We start from the raw sequence: 22,622 nt of genomic DNA, 5'->3' as shown, positions 1-22,622 counted from the left end.
GCGGCGGCAAAATTGTCATCGGCATTGTTTTCATCCCAATAGCCCCAGTGCAAATGCCCACCAAACAATATCGGTCCCAATTGACCTTCCGGTGAATCATACAGGGTGGCGACTTGTTCCGACTCTGAACCTAACATTGTGAACATCTCCTAATTTGTTATTTGGCATAAATTATCAAGCCGGCATACCGCCCGTATTCAGCTTTGCATTTTCTTTCGTTTAATCTGGACAGATCAAATCATAACTTCATATCAAAAACTGCATATAAAATCGGCTTTGCCCGATTATAAAGGCCCTTATTGCTAAAGACTACTTTTATATCGACTGCCGACTTCCGTTAATAGCCAGTGAAAACTATCCGACTTTATAGACAGCGATCCGCCCTATTAATCGGGCGCACTGTATTACCAAGATTTTATCAACCAGCATGCCAAACCGGGTATTTGGCTAAGCCCTTTCAGGGAATAGTTTTGTGTTATTTTCATCAACCATTCAAGGATTCCAAAATAGCTTAATACTGACAGCGCATTAAAATAATGAATAAATGGATTTCAATCTGCCTGATGCCTATAATGCAAAAAAACTTAACCGAAAAATGGTATTTATTGGGAGATCGTGGCAATGCACAATATTCTGAAAGAAAATTATTTTAACGAATACTATTCCAGCGGATTCGTGGAAACAAACTTATCGTTACCCGATGAACTGGTGGATGAAATCAAGCAACACTATCTAACAAAAGCGGAAGGCCATAACGACTTCCCGAAATTTTTCGTTAATAACGAGCATCAGGTCTATATGGAAGGCCGGGCATTAGGCCTTTTTTTTAATACCTTCCCCAACATCGCCAAAAAAATGGTGAAAAAACTTTATGACAAGACCTATAGAAAAGCCGTCTACGGTGAGCAGGCTTATATAGAAAAAGTTTTAAAATACCTGCTGAAAAACGATTTTCAGCGATTCTTTAAAACCCGTTACATAGTCGCTTCTTACGATATGTACCTGCGCAATGACTATCTGCGTTCAGCAGCGGGAATACACACCGACTTTCCCAATTTCCATCATTTTTATGAAACCGAAAATGACATTACCATCTATATACCATTGGTCGATCTCGATGATGAAAACGGCGGCCGAATTCGGGTACTGCCGGAAAGTAAATTAAAAGTTCCCGGTAACATATTGCTGAAATTCCTATACCAGTATTTTTCAGTAGACAGCAGCAACCTGGATGAGGACGGTTATGTGGACCCTGACAAAATCAGCCCGGAAGCCACTGCCGCTTTTGCCAGGAGCAAGCCGCATCAGGATTTGATGAATCTGTATAAAAGCGTTATCGGTCTGGCTAAAAGCCACTATGCCGATGATTTCCTAATGACTACCGAAACCAAAGGCAAGGTGCTGCTGTGGAACAACAAAAATTTCCATGCCGCCGAACGCTGGAAGAACGAGCAGATAGACAGGGAAGTCTATGTTATCAGGATGTTCCCGATATACGACGTCAATATCAAATTAAAAAGAAACCTTCACGGCAATCTGTTCAACAACTTCCTGCTGGATACCGAAAAGGGAGAAATCCACCGCTACGATCATCAGATTGACCTCAGCCAGATCCCTGCCGAGGCCAAATTGGAATTATGAAAACAGGCTACTTACCGGGAGCAATGAAGCTCAAGCATCATTTTTGTGCGCTGACAAAAAGGCACAGCCCGGTGATTGAGTTTAAGTGATAATAAGTCCACAGAATTTCAGTCAGCTGAACAATATTCAGATTGCCTTTATAAAACTCTTCATGAATCTTGTTTACGGTATGCAGAAAATGCGCACCCCAGACCTCTTTGCTGACATCATTGATAATAATGTTGCTAAAACCCACCTCGGATAACAGCTTCCGGTATTCCTCAACCGTTTCGATATGATTTTCAGGGCTTGGAAAAACGGCATGCTGCACCAGCCTTTCCCGGGATGTAAACAGCGTATCGGATAAAACCAGACGCCCTCCTTTTTTGAGAATCCGATGCGCATCTTCGAGGAATTTCCGCCGGGTTTCAAAATGAAACGCCGCCTCAATGCACAGAATATTATCGAAAAAATCATCGTCAAATTTCATATCGACTGCATTCATAACCTGGGCATTACATCCCGGCGCATTCTTTCGAACTGATTCGAGTTGTTTTTCCGAGATATTGATCGCCCAGACATTCTCGGCCGGATAATGATTCAGCAAACGCCGTGTTGACGCTCCCATTCCGCAAGCCACATCCAGAATTCGTCCTGTTTTTTCCGGTATAAAGTCCAGCAAAGCGTCTTGCAGCCGTTCGGATGCTTGATTCTGCGTGGCAGTCGTTTCGTCCCAGTAACCGATATTTCTGTATTCGGTTCCACCAAGTAAAATACCCATGATGCCATCGCTGCTGTAAAACGCCTGGTCATAATAATTATTAATCTGACTCGCAAGACTGTCCTTGTCGTAGCTGTTTTCCATTAACTCTGCATCGGCATCTTTGCGACGTGCAAATTCCACATCATCAGGCGACTGACCGACAACTTCGGTATCAAAGGTAAAATTCTTAACCAGTTTGGCTATATCGTCCGGCACATAGCCAATCAAATCGATCTGCGCGGAGATACTTTCGAATAATCGTTTTTTTAATAATTCTTTTAAATCATGCGGAGTATCAGTCATTGTTCGTCCTTTGTTAATCGCTTATCATTAAATTATGAAACTTTAGAAAAATAACAAGCCATAGATAAATAATAAAACGCGATAAATTGAATATAATTATAGCTAGTTACAAACCAAAATAAATTTGAATAGGCGACTCAATAGAGGGTACCCTAAGTTTTGTGAAAAGCCATTTTTCAGTTATCGGATAGGCCTTCGACTTTAAAAAATAATATTAAATCTAACTGTAAGCGGCTTTCCATTTCTGCAATGGAATCATCCATATTTAACTGACATTCAATACTAATCTTGTCTAAGCGCACATTCGATAAAAAGAGTAACGTCTAATAATAAAAATAAAAAATAATTAAATACCAAATCTATTCGTAAAAAATATACAGCACAGTCAACTTATCCACATTTGTGGCAATTCATATATAGGGTACCTAGAAATACCACCAAAGCTACCAACACTCGGTGTACAATAAGTATCAAATCAGAAACTGATTAGCCGACGCATATTTGCCCTGATTTAATCCCGTTTTTTAGCCTGTCAATAGCTTTAGCTAAATAACCTTGTTCGCAGATAAGTGCAGCTTGCACTTTATGAATATTTGCGACAAAACCTAAGCCTTCGACTATATTTTATTCATTTTGACCGTATAACCGGATAAATTCAAGGCATACCGTGAAACCCAATCTGCGCCTATTAACCCTTTGGATGTTTCTTTGCCTGCTGGCGCTAGGCTTGGCGGCATGTCAGGAGCAACATGCCCCCCCCGAATTTTCGCCGCCCGAGGTCACCATCCAACGGATTGAAGAGCGTACGATTCCCATAGAATGGGAATTCGTCGGCCAGACGGAAAGCTCCCGCCTCGTGGAAATCCGCACTCGCGTTGAAGGCGTGCTTGAAAAGCGTATATACGAAGAAGGTACGCTGGTGCAGAAAGGACAAGTGCTGTTTCAGTTGGACGACCGTCCTTTTGCCGCCGTCCTGGAAGGAGCAAAAGGGATGTTAGCCCAGCAGGAAGCCAGGCAGCAAAACGCTAAACGCAATTTGGCGAGACTTAGAAACCTGATATCGCAAAATGCGGTTAGCCAAAAAGACGTAGACGATGCGGTTTCCGACTTGGCAGAGGCCGATGCGTTGGTACTGACGGCCCGGGCAAATGTCACCTCAGCGGAATTAAACCTGAGTTACACCACGATCAAATCACCGTTAACCGGCTTAAGCGGGCAGGCGAAAAAAGCCGATGGCAGTTTTATCAGTCCAGGCCAGGAGGGTTTACTGACCACGGTGACCCAGACCGACCCGATGTGGGTCAAATTCAGCATTTCGGAAACACGTCTGTTGAAAGGCAACGAAGCCGTTGCAAAAAAACGGGTGCTGATGCCTGAAAACGGTGACTTTGCGATAGAACTTCAGATGTCCGATGGTTCGGCCTATCCCCTTAGCGGCAAAATGAATTTTTCCGATAAGCAAATTTCTACCGAAACCGGTACCAGCGGTTTTCGCGCCACATTTGAGAACCCCGACATGAAAATGGTTCCCGGCCAGTTTGTGCGGGTTAAATTGAAAGGGGCTGTTCGGCCCAACGCCATTTTAGTGCCTCAACGCGCAGTATTGCAGGGACAACAGGGCAAGTACCTTTATGTGGTCGGAACCGATAATAAAGCGGAAATACGTCCGGTCGAAATGGGCGATTGGTTCGGCGACGAGTGGATTATTGAAAACGGTTTAAAAAGTGGAGAACTGGTTGTCGTGGACGGCATGAGCCATGTGGTTCCTAATATGCCGGTAAAACCGCAGCAGCCTACCGGCGGTCAGTCGTGAATATTGGCTTTTTTATCAGCCGGCCTATTTTCGCGGCGATTCTATCGATAGTCATAGTCATGGCCGGCCTATTGGCCCTTCGTCAGCTGCCGGTGACGCAGTTTCCCGATATTGCTCCACCGCAAATCCAAGTGTCGGCCATCTATCCCGGCGCCAGCGCCGAAACCGTGGCGCAAACGGTGGCAGCGCCGATTGAGCAGCAGGTCAACGGCGCCGAAAACATGCTTTACATGAACTCGACCAGTTCATCTAACGGTTCCCTGAACCTGAGCATCGTATTCGACATCGGCACTGACATTGATAAGGCTCATGTCGACGTGCAAAACCGCGTCAAGATGGCCGAAGCGCAACTGCCGAACGAAGTGCGAAGGAGCGGCGTATTCGTAACAAAGTCGACACCCAACATTTTGCTGCTGGTGGCGATCAAATCGGATGGTCGTTTCGACCCGACCTATGTCCGTAACTACGCCAGCCTGCATGTAGTGGACAAGCTCAAGCAGATTCCCGGCGCCAACCAAGTTGCCGCTATCGGTTCCTCCGATTACGCCATGCGCATTTGGTTGAAACCTGACAATATGGCGCACTTCGGCATCACCACAACGGACATCCGTAACGCAATATCCCAGCAGAACACCCAGTTCGCCGTCGGCCAGATTGGACAAAAGCCGACCGCCCAACCCGTCGCACTGACCATACCCGTAGCGGCGGAAGGACGACTTACCAGTCCGAAAGAATTTGAAGACATTATCCTGCGCGCCCACAATGACGGTGCCGCCATTCGTTTACGCGACGTCGCAACGGTGGAACTGGGGGCGCAAAGCTACGACATGGTAACCCGGCTTAACGGGGAAAATGCTGCCCTGATAGCGGTGTACCAACAGCCAGGCGCCAATGCGCTGGATGTCGCCGACCAAGTCAGGGCAACCATGGACCGGCTGTCCGCGACGTTTCCGACGGGCATCGGCTATGAAATTCCTTTCGACACCACCGAGTTTGTCGAAATATCCATTGAGGAAGTCATCCACACACTGTTTGAAGCCATTCTTTTGGTGGTCGCGGTCGTGTTCTTGTTCCTGCAAAATTGGCGCACCACGCTGATTCCGATTTTAGCCGTGCCTGTGTCCATTATCGGCACTTTGGCGGGTATGTACTTGCTGGGCTTTTCGGTTAACACGCTCACCCTGTTCGGCATGGTGCTGGCTATCGGACTGGTGGTTGATGATGCTATCGTGGTGATCGAGAATATCGAACGCAATATTCGCGAGCTTGGGCTTAAGGGGCGCGAGGCCGCAACTCATGCTTTGTCTGAAGTTGCAGGCCCGGTCGTTGCCACAACGTTGGTGCTGATTGCCGTATTTCTTCCGGTGTCTTTCCTCGGCGGTATGACCGGACAACTCTACAAACAATTCGCCATCACCATCGCCATATCGGTCACTCTATCCGCTATCGTCGCCCTCACGTTGAGCCCGGCACTGGCAGCCATCCTTATCCAACCGGCCGAGCAGCAAAAACCGCGCCTGTTCCTCTGGTTCGACGCCGCGCTGGAAAAAACCACCCAACGCTATCTGGGCGGCGTCCGCTGGCTTTTCCGGCATACCGCCATCGGCATCATGCTGTATCTGTGCATGGTTGCCGCTATCGTCGGCTTGTTTAAAATCGTACCCACCAGCTTTGTTCCCCCTGAAGACCAAGGCACCTTGTTTACCATCGTGATGCTGCCTGACGCGGCCAGCCTGGACCGCACCAGTGCCGTAATGCAGAAAACGGAAGCCTTGGTAAAAGACAATCCGGCATTGCGCGATATAGTCTCCATTACCGGCATGAACCTGATGGATGGCGGCAGCGCCACCAATGCGGGACTGCTATTTCTCACTATGAAAAACTGGAAGGATAGAGTCAAACCCGAACTGCAAGCCGAAAACGTGCTGGGTAACTTGGCGAAACTAGCCTCCAGCATCAAAGAAGCGCTGGTAATACCGATGAATCCTCCCTCCATTCCCGGTCTCGGTATGGTCGGCGGCTTCGAATTCTGGCTACTCAATCAGGGGGCCGGCGATACCGCCGTTTTGGAAGCCATGACTCAAAAGGTTATCGCCAAAGCCAGCCAGCGCCACGAACTGACCGGCGTATCATCTACTATCAATTCCAGCTCGCAACAGCTATTCATCACCTTGGATCGAGACAAAGCCTGGGCGATGGGCGTGGCGATCGACGATGTGTTCGACACATTACAGGGCATGTTCAGCACCACCTACGTCAACGATTTCAACAAGTTCGGCCGCACCTACCGGGTGTTGTTGCAAGCAGCCCCGCAATACCGCAGCCGTCCCGAGGATATTGAAAAAGTGTTTGTGCGCAGTCACTCCGGCTCGATGGTACCTTTAAGCAGCCTGATCAGCGTACGTTACGCCAACGGCCCTAACTCCATCACCCGCTTTAACGGTTTCCCGGCGGCCCGTATTAACGGTGCGGCGGCTGCTGGCTATAGCTCTGGCCAAGCCATGGCTGCGATGGAGCAAGCGGCGCAAGAAGTTCTACCGGACAGCATGTCATTCGCCTGGGGCGGACAGTCATTTCAGGAAAAGGCTTCCGGCAGTTCATCCAGTTCCGCGTTTATCTACGGCATTATTATGGTGTTCCTGATTCTCGCGGCCCAATACGAAAGGCTGGTGCTGCCTTTCGCCATCATGCTGGCGGTTCCTTTCGGCTTATTCGGCGCTTTACTGGCCGTCTGGGCCAGCGGCATGGAAGACGATGTCTACTTTCAAATCGGCTTGGTCACGCTGATCGCACTTAGCGCCAAGAACGCCATACTCATCGTCGAATTCGCGGCGGAGAAACACGGACAGGGCATGGCTGTCGTGGATGCCGCACTGGAAGCTTGCCGGCTCCGTTTTCGTCCGATCCTGATGACTTCATTTTCCTTCATTCTTGGCGTATTACCCTTGGTCCTCAGCACCGGCGCAGGCGCAAACAGCCGGCACTCCATCGGCGTGGGCATTATGGGCGGTATGGTCAGCGCTACCCTGTTGGCCGTATTTTTTGTGCCATTATTTTTCGTGCTGCTGGAGAGGATCCGAACGCCGAAACAGACCGATAGCGCTATTTCAAGACAGGAAATCTAATTATGCGCCACATTGCTATTTCCCTATTGTTGCCTTTAACGCTAAGCGGCTGTTTTATGATCGGCCCGGATTACCAACAGCCAGCCGTATCGATACCGGATGCCTGGCGTTTTGCTCCTGCCGAAACCGTTGCGGCTAACGATACCCACTGGTGGGAGCAATTCGGCGATCCGCGCCTGACCAAGCTCATCGAGCAGGCGCTACAGCATAACAAAGACCTGCTGATCGCCACAGCTAGCGTCGAAGAATATTTGGGGCTCTACAGCATCGCCCGTTCCGATTTGTTTCCGCAAGTTAGGGGCACTGCATTCGGCCAACAGCAGCGAGATTCAGGAACAACTTACGGCGTTGCCGTCACTCCCGCTTATGACAACATACAGGCTGCTCTAAACCTGTCCTGGGAAATAGACGTGTGGGGCAGATTACGGCGCGCCACAGAAGCCGCCCGCGCCAATCTTTATGGACAGGAAGAAATCCGGCATACGGTAGTGCTTACTTTAGTCACCGGTGTGGCGCGCTCTTATGTGCAATTGCGTGAACTGGATCTGCGCTTGGAAATTGCCAAGCAAACTTTAGCCGACCGCAGGGAGGCCCTGCGTATTGCCCAAGCGCGTTTCGATGGCGAACTCAACTCAAAAGCTCAGGTGAGCCAGGCGAAATCGGAGGTGCATAACGCCGCCGCACTCATACCGCAACTGGAGAAACAGATAGCGCAAAAAGAACACGAGCTGAATGTGCTGCTGGGTCATAATCCCGCCGCCCTAGAGCGCGGCCTGCCGTTAGCCGAACTACGTTTGCCCGGCGTACCTGCCGGTTTGCCTTCCGAATTACTAGCCCGGCGCCCGGATATACGCCAAGCGGAACAGGACTTAATTGCCGCCAATGCCAATATCGGCGTCGCTAAAGGTGAATATTTCCCCAAATTTACGCTAACCGGAAGGCTAGGCACTGCCAGCGCCGATTTTAGCCAATTACTGTCGGGGCCTTCAGGTATGTGGAGTTACGGCGTAGCGCTGGCTATGCCTTTGTTTACCGCAGGCAAAATTGCCGGCCAGGTAAAAGCTGCCGAGGCGCGTGAGCAACAAGCCTTATTCCGTTACCAACGCACCCTGTTGCAAGCTTTCAGGGAAACCGAGGATGCGTTGATAGATAATACTAAGACCCTGGAACAGGTGCAGGAACTTAGCCGACAAGAAACTGCTTTGAGCGAGTATTTAAAGCTGGCATGGTTGCGTTACAACAACGGTCTTACTAATTATCTGGAAGTGCTGGATGCTCAGCGCAACCTGTTCGACACAAAGCTTGCTCTTGCAACAGGCCGTAGCAATTCATTGCAGGCACTCATCAATCTATACAAAGCGTTTGGCGGCAGCTGGGTGGATAAGGTGTCAGAAAATCAATAGCCTTTATTCGGTTTCAACTCCAAAGACGAGTGCTATCATAAAAAAGTAACCGATTCAGCAGAAACGATACCTGGTAGTGGTTCAGTTTGAAGTTTGATTGGCTGAACTGCCGCCACATCTGAGAGCAATGGCGCAATTTAGTTTAATGACAGAATTGCGAGAATCCAACGTAACCAGCTGGAATGGAACCAGATCAACATGCAAAGGCGCGTTTGCTTGGATCCACCCGGATCAAGCGAAGGCTGGGAAAGCAATTGGCGTACCGTTAAATGATGTGGCTGTTAACATTATTAGAGAACAACTTGGTAAAATAACCAGCGTTAGGTGTTTGTGTGCAAAGGAAAGACTGTTTTAAGGGCTAATAATCATGCTTGGAAAAAGCATTATTGCGAGCGGGGATTGATGATTTTCGTTGGCATGATTTACGCCGCACTTAGGCAAGCTGACATATTCAAGCGGGAACGCCGTTAAATGTTCTTCAAGAACTTGGCAAATGGACTGATTATAAAATGGTTCTTCGCTATGCTCATCTAGCACCTGAGCATTTAGCACAACATGCTGCTAATGTGGTCACGAATTTGGGCACAGTTCCTGAAAGGAAGATTGTAAATATCAGTTAAGTGCTTGATATAGATGGGGTGAACGATGGGGCTCGAACCCACGACAACCGGAATCACAATCCGGGGCTCTACCGACTGAGCTACGCTCACCATAATATGGTGTGTTACGGGATATACAACGAATGGCGCGCTTGGCAGGACTCGAACCTGCGACCCCCAGCTTAGAAGGCTGGTGCTCTATCCGGTTGAGCTACAAGCGCCGAATTGGTCGGGGTAGAGAGATTCGAACTCCCGACATCCTGCTCCCAAAGCAGGCGCGCTACCAAACTGCGCTATACCCCGACGATCTTCTTGTAATGGCTTGCTAACTTCCCAACCACCCTGGAAGAGCTGTCTATAATAACGATGTTCACTTATATCGTCAACATTTATTTTCGTTACATAGGATAATTTTTTCAAGGAAATTACAAACGACTCAATTTACACTTGCCTAACGAAACATCAATAATATACATCAAACACCCCAGATATAATTATTTTTCATATATAATCAATAATATAAGAAGCGACTGTTTACATTACTTTTAACGATTAAAGCTTGGCTTTAACGATTTGATAAACTTCTTCCGCCGCCACATCGGCGCCATTCAAAATAGCTTCCAGCTCGGCTAATTTCGCATCAGCAAAGTCTCTGTCTTTAAGCCCTCCAGCATTAATATAAACATTTAATGCTGCACTTTTTAGCGCACCGTAAGCCGCCATGACAGCAACACCTGCATCACTGATTACCCCTGCATTACCTTTTTCTGCAGCAATTCTGCTCAATGAAATTGCTTCTGCGCAAGCATGTGCGCATTTTAAGGGTACTATCGTGGCTTCCCTTAATGCCGATTGTATTGCCTCGCTACGCGTAGCCTTTTCTTCGTTAGAATCTTTTGGCAAACCATATGTTGACATTAAGCGATCAAAAACATCAACGTCAGCTTTGATCATGCTTGTCAGTGTTTCTCGCAACGCTTCTGATTTTTCCAGCAAGGCCTGCATTTCAACTTCAACTTCAGCGTACCTAGGCTTACCTATCGTCAAATTACAAACCATACTGACTAAAGCCGCAGCTTGAGCTCCCATGACCGCTGCCGCGCTACCACCACCAGGAGTAGGCGACTTGCTAGCCAATTCATCAATAAAGGCCTGAACTGATTTATCTTTTATTTCATTCATATGGTGTAACGTCTCTTCAATATAACCAGCTAAGTAAAACTTATAAAAACAGCGAGGACTCTCAAAACAAAAAATTTATCTGCATAATTACAAAGACTATCTTCGAAGATATTCACGGCATAAATATGCGGTCTTATCATACAAGGAAAAATCAACGATATTACCGAACCACAAGTGACCTTTGCTTCCAAAATATTAGCAAAACCCCACTTGAATCTGCATCGTTATAACGAGTTGAATGTCTCATTAGCTTAAAACCCGGAGGCCGTAGCGGATACAGAGGTTTACATTATATGAATCCGATTACATGAACCCGCGATGATAAATATATTTAATTATGAGCGATAACGCACAGATAGTTTTCATATATCTATTATTATTTTAATTAAATACGTTTTGGTGCAAACCACCAAACTTAAGATTGATCAGCCCTCCTCCTAGTGCTGTACCTACTAGCGGTATTTACTGATAATACACCGCTTAACCTCCCTGCCGTTTCCAGCAAGGCATCGGGAGGTTTTTTTTGCCTGTTTCCTCTACCAACCATCCAAGAAAAACCAGCCGATATGCGCCTAAATCACCGAATATAAGCCATATTATTACCTATCAAGTCAAGTAACCTTATCGCATCATTGCCCTTTCATTAAGGTGCATATTGCCGTTTAAGTTATAAAACAAGCTTTCTTTCTCACTGCGATACAAGCATAAAACTAACAAGCAGCAGAATAAATATTAAATATATTTATAGCCACCTTATTATCCAGATAATATCAAGGCACTTATTGAATATATACGCAAAGAAACCCAATGCAGACGCATCAAGCAGATCATGCCGAATCGCTCCACAAATACTTCGCTGATCCGGTAAAAGCATACTCTTTGCCTAACTGAAAACAGGTCATACATCGATCTTATCGATGCCGAACAAATGTACCGGTAGTGCAAGCTAAATTAAAATATCCTGGATAAGCATGTCAAAAATTCTGGTGATCGCGCCTTGGTTCTGCCGAACAAATACCTTGCCTTTTTCAACCAAGGATTGCCTATACTCGGCATCCACATACAAGGCAATCATCGAATTGATTATCTCGCCTTCATCCTGGCATTGTATGGCGGCATCCTGCCTTAGTACGCCTTCAGCTATTTCCTTAAAGTTTGCCATATACGGACCAAACAAAACCGGAGTTCCAACTGCGGCAGCCTCAAGAATATTATGCCCACCAACAGGCACCATACTCCCGCCGACAAAAGCCACATCAGAGGCCGCGTAAAGCATCTTTAATTCGCCCATAGTATCGGCCAGGTAAACATCATCGTACGAACGGCAAATTTCGCCAGACGTGCGCATTACCACAGCCAGCTGATTCTGCTCACACAGCTTTTTCACCTCAACAAAGCGCTCAGGATGCCTTGGCACAACAACTAACAATAATTCAGGAATTTTTGATTTTATTTCTTTATAAATCTCAAGAAATATTGCTTCTTCATCTTTGTGGGTGCTGGCAATCAACCAAACAAACCGTCCGGCAAACAATTCGGCTTTTAATTGCACGCCTTGCTGAATAACTTCATTTGAAACATCAACATCAAACTTTATATTGCCTAGCGTTCCAACCGTTTCGGTTTTTGCGCCAATAGCGGCAAACCGGCAGGCATCATCTTGGGTTTGCGCGGCAATTGACTTGACGCAAGCTAAAGCAGGGGAAATAAGGGCAGGGATTTTTCGATAACCACGTGCCGACTTTTCCGATAAGCGGGCATTGATAATGTACAAAGGAATTTCATTTTTACCGCAATAGGCAAACAGATTTGGCCAAATCTCGGTTTCCATGATGACAGCCATTCTAGGCTTAAAACACCGCATAAACCGGTTGATCGCACAGGGTATGTCATACGGCAAGTAGACATGCTCCACACTGTCTTGCATTATCGCTTTAACCCGGGCAGATCCTGTGGGCGTTGTGGCCGTGATTAATAACGTTGCATTGGGGTATTCCCGTTGTATCTTCTTGACCAGAGGAAATAAAGCTTCGACCTCCCCCACTGAGACCGCATGAAACCAAATAACGTTCTGGGGAAAGCTTTTTTTGTAGAGAGCAAATCGCTCACCCCACCGGTATCGATATGCGGGCGCGCTAATGCTTCGCCAGATCAGGCGAACTAATATGAAAGGAATTAAGAGATAAAAAAGGCAGGAGTAAAAAGATCGCATAATCAAAAAGTTAAGGCATCAGGGATGATTTTACTCGCCCCCTCAACCTTTTACTCTTTTTACCTTAACCTTAGTTATTATGCTTCAGCAGCAACTTTAATAGGCATTTTTACAACGACATCGGTATGGCAACTAATGTCAATCTGATATTCGCCAATTTGACGAATAACACCTTGAGGCAAACGAATCTCATGCTTTTCAACTGAAACACCTGCTTCGGTAATAGCGTCAGCGATATTTTGCGTTCCTATTGAACCGAACAATTTGCCTTCATCGCCAGCCTTATGCGTAATAACAATCTGAAGCTTCCCTAATGCATTGGCGCGTTCTTGAGCCGCACCCAGCTTTTCAGCTGCCGCTTTCTCAAGTTCTGCGCGACGCGCTTCAAATTCAGCAATTTTAGTAGCTGTTGCAGCAACAGCCTTACCATACGGAACAAGATAGTTTCTGCCATAACCTGCTTTAATGACAACCTTATCACCCAAGTTACCTAAGTTCGCTATCTTTTCAAGAAGAATAACTTCCATCTTTCATTACCTCATTATCGGATTTTATCCGGCTATTTTTTTACGCCATCAAGGCGTTTGTTGATTCGAAATTTTATTTCGTAAGTTCATCCATGCATCGCTCAGCCCAACTATAGCAACCGGCAACATGGCATGGGGTATCAAAAACATTGTCACATAAAACATCGGCACTATATAACGGCCCATTTTCATCGCGGCAAATACAGTATGCAATACTGCCGTTCCAATAAATGTGTATAGCACAAACAGCAAAATAGCGATATTCCATGAAATTTCAGAAATCACACCGGAACTTAATGATGCAATAACTACCACTAAAATACTGCCTATTGCTAGTCTTGGGGGCGTACTCAATGACAAAAACTCTTGTCTAAATCCACCGGGATTATACAGCAAAGCCTGCCACCACCGCCCTAGAAACAGGCCGAACAGCAAGCCAAACACCGATGCGGCCGCAACGATTCCCGTCATATAACGGGACAGCATATCAAGCGTACGCTGTACATCTTCAACAGGAGCATTTGGAGGTACCATTTGTGAAAGCATAGCCTTCCACATTACTGCCGGCTCGGGATTGTAGAGATAAAAGCCAATAACCCCCAAAATACCAAGCAATACCGCAATTTCAACTGTTAGCGACAAATACCGACCTTCCCTTAGGACGATTGAAATCAACCAGACAGGACCCCATAGCACCATTCCATATAGCAATACAAACTGATAACTGCCTAACAGGAAAAATCCAAGCACCCCCGCTATTGCAGTTGAACACCCCAAAACCACTAAGCCTTCGACAGCTCCTCGTCTTAACGTGACGAGAGCGACGGAAGCCGAACTTACTATACTCACTGGAGGCATGATCAGTGACACTATAGCGAGAGTAGAAGCCACTATCATGGCTTGCATCCGTCCCCGCATAATATACTCAGCTAAAAAGCCCACTGATCGTCCAGCGTATTATTTGTGAGCGTCGCAGAAAGGCAATAATGCAATAAAACGTGCTCGTTTAATTGCAACGCCTAATTGTCTTTGATACTTGGCGCTGGTTCCTGTAATGCGGCTAGGAACGATTTTACCGGTTTCAGTGATGTAATCACTTAATAAATCCAGGTCTTTATAATCGATCGCTGTTCCACCTTCTGCACTGAATCGGCAGAATTTTTTGCGTCTAATGTTACGTGCCATAATAATTCTCGTAAATCCAAGTGTTAAAAATGTTATTCAGAAGCCAATGCGTCAGCGTCAAAATCTTCGTCGATATCATCAAGATCAGCTTCGTCATCAGTACCTGCAACTACTGCTTCTCTGGCCGCCGCATCTTTAGCTCTTGATTCAGCTACTTTATTTTCTTCGGCTGTTGATGTAGCAATGATAGATGGCTCAGTAATAGCCACTTTTTGCAATAAAGTCATACTACGCAAAATAGCATCATTAAAACGAAAGCCACTTTCTAATTCCTCCAAAGTAGCTTGATCACACTCGACATTCATCAGCACATAATGCGCTTTATGAATTTTATTGATTGGATAAGCCAAGTGTCTACGACCCCAGTCTTCCAAACGATGAATTTTACCGGAGGCGGTTTCAATAGTTGATTTATAACGCTCAATCATCGCAGGAACCTGAGAACTTTGGTCCGGATGAACTAAAAAGACAATTTCATAATGTCGCATGATTTTTCCTTTCGGGTTAAGCCTCCCACCTCTGTCTTAATAAAGATGGTAAAGCAAGGAGGAGCCGATAGCTCCTAAGAACCGCGCATTATAGATGCTTTTTCAGGTATTGGAAAGCGTGCAGTTCAGAAACGACATCACTCCCAAGAAAAAAGTCAATATCTCAGCACAACAAGCGTAATATGGAATACGAACCCCTGATTGTCTATGCGTAAATACTCAACAAACCTTTACTAACGACAGCCCGTCCGCTTGCGACCTCTTGTTCCACCTCATCAATTTCATCGCCGGCAACAGTCATTGGCACCTGCCTTTGACCATCAGCCGTTTGTGCAAAATTTTGCGATTGCGGACGGCCTTGATCCGACGTGGGTCCTTGAAAAACGTTAGCCTCCACCAAATTAAGATGCTGGGCGCCCATCATCTCCCGCAACTTAGGAATGGAGGCCTCAAGTGTTTCTCTTACAACTGCATGTTGCGCTGTAAATACAACAGTTGCCTGATCATCCACAACATCAACGCGAACCGATATAGGCCCCATATGCGGTGGATTCAACCTGATCTCCGCCGAAGGTATTGTTCGGCTGTTCATCCACACGATCCGCTCCCCCAAATCTTTACTCCATTCCGGATGCGATAGCGGCTTGTTCATTGCTGGAACATCTGTTTTATTATCGACAATCTTATTAGGCAGGGCCATATCCGATCCAACCCGAGGCAAAGTTTTTTCTCCTTCCAAACTCAAGGCCTGCGACTCAATCCGCCCGGCCTTCTCAGTTTGTCCCGAATTCTGAAAATCGTTTAAATTAAAACCCTGTTTATCCGAAACCGGTAGACGGAAAACCGTTTCACCTTGTAACCTGTTTTCGGAAATATTAGCCGACTGATTCGGTCTAGCAGTTGCAATCGACGGTTTCGTAAAAGACAGCAACCCAGCCTCGTTATCGACATCTGCAGATGCCAAATTATGGGCTGCTTTTGCTTGTTCGGCTTGCATTACCGGAGGAGCGATAACAACTGCGGCCAACAACTCTTCCGTTATGCCATTATTTTCAACAACCGTTAATTGGGCATCATCGCCCTCCGCCTGCCCCTTATCAGGCCTATCATTGCCCTGCCCCAAATTCATTTGATCCGGCGCATCCATAACAACAACGCCTTCCAGGTTTTGCCCAGCTTCAGCGACCACACCCACGATGTCTTGCTCGGGCGAAACAGCTTTTTCATCCATTCTTTGCGCACTTTGTTCGGCAGGAGCAGCCATTGCAATTACATTCTTCGTGCTTTGCGGGACTGAAGCAGCCATTGCAATCACCTCTTTCATGTTTTGCTCGGCCATTTTGGCTTTTTCTCCAGCCGAAGCGTCTAATCCGATATATTTCAATGTATCCGTTACCGCAGCCAAGGCAGCCTCATGATCGACATCACCTGCTGTTTTGTATGACGGCGGCAAATCATTGCCTAGTAAAGCGGCAAAATCCTGCATACCCACTTTGTCTTCGGGCAAATCGGCAACGCTCTGCAGACCGCCGACACCTTGTAAAGCAATAGGATCTGATATCTGCACGGGCGCGGGACCCTCTGTTTTCATAGTGCTTAACAGCTCAATCTGCACAGCTAATGCACCCGAGAAACCCTCGGAAATACCCGCGCCATCAAGCAAAGGCGGAGTCACGCTTTCAACTGCGGCACTGCTTGACGCCAAAGATGATAAATTTGCACTTTCAATAACCATAATCAATCCCCTGAGATTCAATTAATTATTAAGCATTTCCTATGCCACTGGAGTTATTGCGACCGATTCTGGATGCTCGCTCATCCTGCTCTTGCTGTTCCCGTTTAGCCTCTTGCTTCATCTCTACCACTAGAGCTGAATCGCAAACCTTCTGCAAGCTTTGGGTTTTATGATGCAGCTCTTCCCATATTTTTCTTTTGGCTGTCACTTCAGCTTCAATTGAATTCAGCGTTTGTTCCTGCCCCATTATTGCCTTATCGAGCTTGTCAATAAATGACCTAAACTCCAGAAGCTGCGCAACATTCACGCCCTTACTGCCCAACTGGTCAAACCTATCCTGATATTCCTTCCGATAGTTTCTTAATCCTTCAACTTGCGCCTGCATGCCCTGGAGTTTTCTCTGAACTGCGCCCAGCGTTTCCAGGGCGTTTTTTTCCTGAGTCGCTTTAATTTCTATAATTGTTTTAATGCGTTGCGATTTTTTCATTTATGCCTTTTCTCGAGGAGACCTGACCATCAGTCGTTGGCAGCCCTGTTTACGCCCAACAACACCGCCAGCTCTTGTAAACTTCGATTAATATCAACCGGCTCATCCATGTCCTGCTGCAAAAAATCTAAAATCGCCGGATTTTTTTCAATAGCCTTGTCGAGCCTGGGATTCGACCCCGCCTGATATGCGCCGACACTGATTAAATCGCGATTTTGTTGATAGAGCGAATATAACCGTCTTAATTCCCGCGCCATTTGCATATGCCCGGCGTCAATAATGTCCGGCATGACCCGGCTGATTGACGCTTCTATATCGATAGCCGGAAAATGCCCGGACTCAGCCAAGCTTCTTGACAAGATAACATGCCCATCCAGCACCCCCCGGGCTGCATCGGCAATGGGATCATTAGTATCGTCACCCTCGGCCAGAACCGTATAAAAAGCGGTGATAGAGCCGCCACCATGATCGGCATTACCGGCGCGCTCGACCAAATGCGGCAATTTGGCAAAGACCGACGGCGGGTAGCCCTTGGTAGCAGGGGGCTCGTCAATAGCTAGGGCAATTTCGCGATGCGCCTGCGCAAATCGGGTCAATGAATCCATCAGCAACAAAACATCAAGCCCCTGATCACGAAAATACTCGGCGATACTGGTCGACAATAACGCCGCATGAACGCGCATCAAAGGGGGACAATCCGCCGGCGAAACCACCACGACCGCTCTTTTAAGCCCGTCTTCACCCAAAGTCTTCAGCACGAACTCATTAACTTCTCGGCCTCGCTCGCCAATCAGCCCGACAACGACAACATCCGCTGTCGTAAATTTGGTCATCATGCCCAGCAACACGCTCTTTCCAACGCCGGTGCCCGCAAACAAGCCCATACGCTGCCCTCGACCCACGCTAAGTATCGAATTTATTGCCCTGACACCAACATCAAGCGGCTCTCGTATAGGCTTTCTCGCTAGGGGATTGATCGGCACGCCGTTGAGTGAAATCAGCGCATCCGTTTTCAGCGGGCCTTTACCATCAATCGCATTGCCGGCGCCATCCAGCACACGCCCCAGCAATCCGAAGCCGACTCTGGCCAGACTATTTTTACCCAGGGGAATGACCCGACAATCCGGCTCAAGCCCATGAACTTCAGCAGTCGGCATCAAAAAAATTCGTGCATCGGAAAAACCCACAACTTCCGCTTCAATCATTCTGCCGTTTTTGGTCTCAATGCGGCAGCGGGAACCGATAGCCGCTCGGCAGCCCACGGCTTCCAGCGTCAAACCGACCATACGGGAAAGCTTGCCTTCAACAACAAGCTCAGGGACATGCGCTAATCTTTCAGAATAAGGTTTTAAGTTAGCCAGCCAAATTCGTGACCGATCCGCATCCGGAATCACAAACTTTTATCCTCGGCAACTGCTCCTGCGTCGCCTAAAGCGCCTGCTGTTGATGCTCTCGGCAATCGCTCCCTGTATTGCTCTACCTCCTCCATCCCTGGAGTCGTACCTCCTCCATCCCTGGAGTCGTCGGTAACTGCGTCTTGTGCTATCGGCAACTGCGCCGTGCGCTGCTCCTCTATCTCTGTCCGGGGAGCCGTACCCTCTGGCTCGACCGCCACGGCTGGAGAAATTGCCTCAAGGGTGCCGGCAGCCGTCTTGCAATCGCTCTCCCGCTCGCCGCCTAATAAAGTAGCGATAACGGCAGCCAATCGATGCTCTACAGTCGCGTTAACATGAGAAATATCGGTGTCAACTTCGCAACCGCCGCGAGTAATCAACGGGTCCTCAAGGATGGCCCAGCTTGGCGACATCTCATCCAACGCTAATGCAGAGCGCACCAATTCGGCATCTTCGGGATGTAATTTCAAGCTAATTTTTTGTGACGCCAGCGGCAAGACATTAATTGATTCCCGAACAACAGCAATGATTTGCCCCGGATCCAACTTGATTTCCCGGCGTATCATTTGTGTTGCGATGGCTATTACCAGTTTAACCAGCTCTTTTTCCACTTCCTCATCAAGGCGCTTAAACGGCTCGCTTAAAGATTTCAAAAGGCTGACTAGTGTTGCCGCCTGGCTTTGCAGCAAATGTAAATTATCTTCGTAGCCTTTTTTTGAGCCTTCATCGAAGCCTTGCTGAAAACCATGCATTTTGCCTTGCGCAAACGCTTCGTCGTACGCCTGCTTTTGCATGGCTTCAATTTCATCGACCGTTAAAATCGGCGTCGGCTCATCCTCAAGCTCCACCGTCTCCGATTCCCTGGCCTCTGCTCCGGAGACGTCCGGCATGCTCCATAATCTTAACGACTCCAGTTCGGCTGCTGTAAACCTGTGCGCCTTAGATGAGTTCTTCACCGCCGACTCCCATTTGTATCTCGCCCGCATCCGCTAATTTTTTAGCAATAGCCAATATATCTTTCTGCGCCAACTCTACTTCGCTTAGCTTGGCTGGAGGCGAAGCCTCCAAATCGTCACGCAGCATTTCTGCCGCCCGCTTGGACATATTGCTGAATATTTTCTCCTTAAGCTCACTGCCCACACCCCGCAGCGCCAACAACAGTTGTCCGGTTGAAACTTCGCGCAACAATGTTTGCATGCCTCTTTCATCAATTGAAGTGAGATCTTCAAAGGTGAACATTTTTTCCTGAATTTCTAGAGCCAGTTCAGACCTGTGCTCGGCAATGCCTGACATGACTAAATCTGCGGCGCTGCCATCGAGGAAATTCAAGATATTAGCCACCGCATCAACACCGCCGATATTTGTCGACTTAACATTATCAGAGCCGGTGAGTTGTTTTTCCATGATCTGGTCCAACTCGCGCAGAGCGGATGGCTGGATGCCTTTCATCGTCGCAATTCTCATCATCAAATCGGCACGCATGTTTTCGGGCAGGAACATCATCACATCAGCCGCCTGCTCGCTATCCATCAAAGACATAATAGTTGCGACAATCTGAGGATGCTCCAAACGAATCATGTCGGCAATCGACCGGGTATCCATCCATTTCAGTTGTTCAATACCTTTGGTATTGGTGCCCTGTAAAATCCGGTCAAGGATGCTGTTCGCTTTATCCGCGCCCAACGCGCTGATCAGCACATTACGAATATACTCATCGGTATCCATCCCCAAGGCAGTTTGTCTTTTTACCGTAACGATAAATTCCTCAACCACCTCATCCATCATGCCGGTGGAAATCTCTCCCACGCTTGCCATGGTGATACCTAAAATCTGCACTTCCCTGGGCGTCATATGTTTTAGAACGAGTGCCGCCCTATCCATTCCCAATGCCAGCAACAATACAGCGGCACGATCAACTTGGGTTAACTGCTTTTCCGCATTAGCCATCTTTTTTAATCCAGGATTTAATAACTTGTGCGACTACTTTCGAGTCATCGTCGACCAATCTCTTCACATATTCCAAACGATGTTCGTAACTCTGGGGCACATCCAAAAGCAGCAGATCCTGCATTTCCTTTTCAGTAGGTATCGCAAAGCTTGTGTTTTCTTGACCGGCCGGCACAGCGACAGGTACACCTTTTTCGTCAAGGCGAACGGTCCCTCCCATGGCGGCGGCCTTTTCTTGAGCCTCAGCCAAAGCCGCGGCTTTTTTCTCTTCCAGATCCCGAGCGACAAGACTGCGCATGGTAGGGCGCAGCACCCCGAACAACAAGAATAACACGGCCAATACCGCAGCAGCTTGTTTCATAAGATCAAGAAACCAGCCCTGCTCCCAAACGGGTATCGCCGGCAACTCCTCAACAAGTTCGTCTATTTTGAAAGCCACGTTCGTGACCGTAACCTGATCACCCCGGCTGCTATCAAACCCTACCGCCTGCTTAACCAGATCACTAAAGCGATGAATGTCTTCCTGAGAATAAGGCTGCGCTTTAACGGTGCCATCGCCCTGGGACACATGCCGGTCATCAACGACCACGGCCACTGATAATCGGCGCAATGCCCCAGTAGCCAACCGGGTATGAGTAATGGTTTTATCGAGTTCGTAATTCCTGGTGGCATTTTTTGCAAGCGACCCCGGCGTAGCAGCCGAATTGGCCGCCGTAGCTGGTGCATTTGCAGCGGTCGTTGCCGGTGCCGGCGTTGCTTCCGGAGCCGCGCCTGCCGGAGTAGGTTGATTTGATAACGCGCCGGGCACACCTTGAGTTGCGGATAACGAATTTTGCTCTTCGGATGTCTGCTCGCTTCTTAAAGCCGGCAAATCCGGATTGAACATTTCTTGCGTTCTGTCAGTCTCGGTAAAATCCACATCCGCTGAGATTTGTACGCGCATTCCGTCGCCGCCCACCAAGGGAGATAAAATATTTTGAATGCGCCCCATCAGGTGTTCTTCAATATTCTTCTTGTATTCAAACTGCTTGGAGGTCAAATTGCCCGCTACTGATGAATCATTGCTATTTAATAACTGACCTTTCTGATCGACGACTGTTACTTGCTCGGCGTCCAGTTGTGGCACGCTGGACGCGACTAAATGAATGATTGATTCGACCTGGCCTTTATCCAGCGACCGGCCTTGATACAAATTGACGATAACGGAAGCGCTGGGTTTTTTACGCTCCCGCACAAACACCGACTGAACGGGCATCGCTAACAGCACCCTAGCCGATTTTACATTCTGTATAGCCATAATGGTTCGGGCAATCTCGCCTTCCAAGGCTCTCTGGAAGCGCACTGTCTCAACACTTTTACTGGCGCCGAAGCCCTGGTCTTTATCCAGCAGCTCGTATCCCAGGCTATTACTTTTGGGCAAACCCTGCGCCGCTAATTTGAGCTTTACGGCACTTACCTGATCCATCGGCACCATAATAGCCCCGGAGCCGGTTTCGACTTTATACTTAATATTTTCCTTATTGAGAACGTCAAGAATTTCAGACACGTCACTTTCGCCGATCTCGGAGTACAAGCGTCCGTAAGAAGGCTCCTGAGACCATAAAACAACAGCAACGCCAATAGCCACACTAAGAGCCAGGCCCAGCATCAGCCCCATCTGGCGCGCGATGGTTAGCCCTGCCAAACCTTTAAGGGCGGGATGCGCATCGACCTTGGTCGCAAAAATATGAGACGCTTCACCATCAAGATGCCCCTTGCCCTTTGACATTGGGTCCTGCTGGCGATTTGCCTGAATTAGACTATTACCGCTCTGTTCACTCATGTTTTATTTACAGTTTG

17 protein-coding genes and 3 tRNA genes are annotated in these 22,622 nt (G+C 47.6%); 4 read left to right on the top strand and 16 right to left on the bottom strand.

Annotated features, from left to right (window positions below):
* Nucleotides 1-621: 621 nt before the first annotated feature.
* A complete protein-coding gene (locus M0R47_RS15450; protein ID WP_292556410.1) occupies nucleotides 622-1,641 on the top strand; it encodes a hypothetical protein in 1,020 nt (339 codons plus the stop codon).
* Nucleotides 1,642-1,678: 37 nt separating this feature from the next.
* On the opposite strand, the gene M0R47_RS15445 is transcribed toward M0R47_RS15450, so the two are convergent.
* A complete protein-coding gene (locus M0R47_RS15445) occupies nucleotides 1,679-2,686 on the bottom strand; it encodes a class I SAM-dependent methyltransferase (protein ID WP_292556408.1) in 1,008 nt (335 codons plus the stop codon).
* Nucleotides 2,687-3,353: 667 nt separating this feature from the next.
* Here M0R47_RS15445 and M0R47_RS15440 point away from each other — a divergent pair.
* Genes M0R47_RS15440 through M0R47_RS15430 form a run of 3 tightly spaced genes read left to right on the top strand, consistent with a single transcriptional unit; the run spans nucleotide 3,354 to nucleotide 9,027 of the window.
* Nucleotides 3,354-4,499 (top strand): efflux RND transporter periplasmic adaptor subunit, encoded by a 1,146-nt coding sequence (locus tag M0R47_RS15440; RefSeq protein ID WP_292556406.1) that lies wholly within the window; start codon nucleotides 3,354-3,356, stop codon nucleotides 4,497-4,499.
* Entirely contained in the window at nucleotides 4,496-7,624 is a 3,129-nt protein-coding gene (locus M0R47_RS15435) for a multidrug efflux RND transporter permease subunit (protein WP_292556404.1), read from the top strand. Before M0R47_RS15440 ends, M0R47_RS15435 begins: the two co-directional genes overlap by 4 nt.
* Before the next feature lie 2 nt (nucleotides 7,625-7,626).
* The gene (locus tag M0R47_RS15430; protein ID WP_292556402.1) at nucleotides 7,627-9,027 is read left to right on the top strand and encodes an efflux transporter outer membrane subunit; all 1,401 of its coding nucleotides are present in this window, start codon (nucleotides 7,627-7,629) and stop codon (nucleotides 9,025-9,027) included.
* A 634-nt stretch (nucleotides 9,028-9,661) separates the two neighbouring features.
* Here M0R47_RS15430 and M0R47_RS15425 read toward each other — a convergent pair.
* The 15 genes from M0R47_RS15425 to fliF form a co-directional block, all read right to left on the bottom strand.
* Nucleotides 9,662-9,737: transfer RNA gene (locus M0R47_RS15425), tRNA-His, on the bottom strand.
* 33 nt (nucleotides 9,738-9,770) lie between these two features.
* Nucleotides 9,771-9,847, bottom strand: a tRNA-Arg gene (locus M0R47_RS15420).
* 5 nt (nucleotides 9,848-9,852) lie between these two features.
* Nucleotides 9,853-9,929 (bottom strand) — tRNA-Pro (locus M0R47_RS15415).
* Between the two features lie 249 nt (nucleotides 9,930-10,178).
* Nucleotides 10,179-10,808, bottom strand: coding sequence for a methenyltetrahydrofolate cyclohydrolase (gene fchA, locus M0R47_RS15410; protein ID WP_292556401.1), 630 nt, complete (start codon nucleotides 10,806-10,808; stop codon nucleotides 10,179-10,181).
* Nucleotides 10,809-11,754: 946 nt separating this feature from the next.
* Nucleotides 11,755-13,020 carry a lipid IV(A) 3-deoxy-D-manno-octulosonic acid transferase gene (gene waaA / locus M0R47_RS15405; protein ID WP_292556399.1) on the bottom strand — a complete coding sequence of 422 codons (1,266 nt, stop codon included), beginning with the start codon at nucleotides 13,018-13,020 and terminating at the stop codon, nucleotides 11,755-11,757.
* Between the two features lie 77 nt (nucleotides 13,021-13,097).
* Nucleotides 13,098-13,547: a 50S ribosomal protein L9 gene (gene rplI / locus M0R47_RS15400; protein ID WP_292556397.1), complete on the bottom strand. Its 450-nt coding sequence runs from the start codon at nucleotides 13,545-13,547 to the stop codon at nucleotides 13,098-13,100.
* Nucleotides 13,548-13,595: 48 nt separating this feature from the next.
* Nucleotides 13,596-14,444 carry a hypothetical protein gene (locus tag M0R47_RS15395; protein WP_292556415.1) on the bottom strand — a complete coding sequence of 283 codons (849 nt, stop codon included), beginning with the start codon at nucleotides 14,442-14,444 and terminating at the stop codon, nucleotides 13,596-13,598.
* Nucleotides 14,445-14,504: 60 nt separating this feature from the next.
* Nucleotides 14,505-14,732 (bottom strand): 30S ribosomal protein S18, encoded by a 228-nt coding sequence (gene rpsR, locus M0R47_RS15390; protein WP_292556395.1) that lies wholly within the window; start codon nucleotides 14,730-14,732, stop codon nucleotides 14,505-14,507.
* Nucleotides 14,733-14,764: 32 nt separating this feature from the next.
* Complete coding sequence (gene rpsF, locus M0R47_RS15385; RefSeq protein WP_292556394.1) at nucleotides 14,765-15,220, bottom strand: 30S ribosomal protein S6; 456 nt, start codon at nucleotides 15,218-15,220, stop codon at nucleotides 14,765-14,767.
* Between the two features lie 205 nt (nucleotides 15,221-15,425).
* Nucleotides 15,426-16,955, bottom strand: coding sequence for a flagellar hook-length control protein FliK (locus M0R47_RS15380; RefSeq protein ID WP_292556392.1), 1,530 nt, complete (start codon nucleotides 16,953-16,955; stop codon nucleotides 15,426-15,428).
* Nucleotides 16,956-16,983: 28 nt separating this feature from the next.
* The gene (gene fliJ / locus M0R47_RS15375) at nucleotides 16,984-17,442 is read right to left on the bottom strand and encodes a flagellar export protein FliJ (RefSeq protein WP_292556391.1); all 459 of its coding nucleotides are present in this window, start codon (nucleotides 17,440-17,442) and stop codon (nucleotides 16,984-16,986) included.
* A 29-nt stretch (nucleotides 17,443-17,471) separates the two neighbouring features.
* Nucleotides 17,472-18,836, bottom strand: a complete 1,365-nt coding sequence (gene fliI / locus M0R47_RS15370) for a flagellar protein export ATPase FliI (protein WP_292556389.1) — start codon at nucleotides 18,834-18,836, stop codon at nucleotides 17,472-17,474.
* A complete protein-coding gene (locus M0R47_RS15365; protein WP_292556388.1) occupies nucleotides 18,833-19,792 on the bottom strand; it encodes a flagellar assembly protein FliH in 960 nt (319 codons plus the stop codon). Before M0R47_RS15365 ends, fliI begins: the two co-directional genes overlap by 4 nt.
* Nucleotides 19,776-20,783 carry a flagellar motor switch protein FliG gene (fliG, locus tag M0R47_RS15360; RefSeq protein WP_292556386.1) on the bottom strand — a complete coding sequence of 336 codons (1,008 nt, stop codon included), beginning with the start codon at nucleotides 20,781-20,783 and terminating at the stop codon, nucleotides 19,776-19,778. Before fliG ends, M0R47_RS15365 begins: the two co-directional genes overlap by 17 nt.
* Complete coding sequence (gene fliF / locus M0R47_RS15355; RefSeq protein WP_292556384.1) at nucleotides 20,776-22,605, bottom strand: flagellar basal-body MS-ring/collar protein FliF; 1,830 nt, start codon at nucleotides 22,603-22,605, stop codon at nucleotides 20,776-20,778. Before fliF ends, fliG begins: the two co-directional genes overlap by 8 nt.
* Nucleotides 22,606-22,622 lie beyond the last annotated feature (17 nt).

The organism is Methylobacter sp. (assembly GCF_023227905.1).
In the GTDB taxonomy this organism is placed as follows: Bacteria; Pseudomonadota; Gammaproteobacteria; order Methylococcales; family Methylomonadaceae; genus Methylobacter_A.
This window is presented reverse-complemented; position numbering and strand designations above follow the sequence as displayed.

Bases quoted from the DNA above. Each gene is read 5' to 3' on its own strand.
- fliF (WP_292556384.1), bottom strand. From the start codon at position 22,605: ATGAGTGAACAGAGCGGTAATAGTCTAATTCAGGCAAATCGCCAGCAG.
- M0R47_RS15380 (WP_292556392.1), bottom strand. From the start codon at position 16,955: ATGGTTATTGAAAGTGCAAATTTATCATCTTTGGCGTCAAGCAGTGCC.
- M0R47_RS15395 (WP_292556415.1), bottom strand. From the start codon at position 14,444: ATGATAGTGGCTTCTACTCTCGCTATAGTGTCACTGATCATGCCTCCA.
- M0R47_RS15445 (WP_292556408.1), bottom strand. From the start codon at position 2,686: ATGACTGATACTCCGCATGATTTAAAAGAATTATTAAAAAAACGATTA.
- M0R47_RS15450 (WP_292556410.1), top strand. From the start codon at position 622: ATGCACAATATTCTGAAAGAAAATTATTTTAACGAATACTATTCCAGC.
- fchA (WP_292556401.1), bottom strand. From the start codon at position 10,808: ATGAATGAAATAAAAGATAAATCAGTTCAGGCCTTTATTGATGAATTG.
- rpsR (WP_292556395.1), bottom strand. From the start codon at position 14,732: ATGGCACGTAACATTAGACGCAAAAAATTCTGCCGATTCAGTGCAGAA.
- waaA (WP_292556399.1), bottom strand. From the start codon at position 13,020: ATGCGATCTTTTTACTCCTGCCTTTTTTATCTCTTAATTCCTTTCATA.
- rplI (WP_292556397.1), bottom strand. From the start codon at position 13,547: ATGGAAGTTATTCTTCTTGAAAAGATAGCGAACTTAGGTAACTTGGGT.
- fliJ (WP_292556391.1), bottom strand. From the start codon at position 17,442: ATGAAAAAATCGCAACGCATTAAAACAATTATAGAAATTAAAGCGACT.
- M0R47_RS15430 (WP_292556402.1), top strand. From the start codon at position 7,627: ATGCGCCACATTGCTATTTCCCTATTGTTGCCTTTAACGCTAAGCGGC.
- fliG (WP_292556386.1), bottom strand. From the start codon at position 20,783: ATGGCTAATGCGGAAAAGCAGTTAACCCAAGTTGATCGTGCCGCTGTA.
- rpsF (WP_292556394.1), bottom strand. From the start codon at position 15,220: ATGCGACATTATGAAATTGTCTTTTTAGTTCATCCGGACCAAAGTTCT.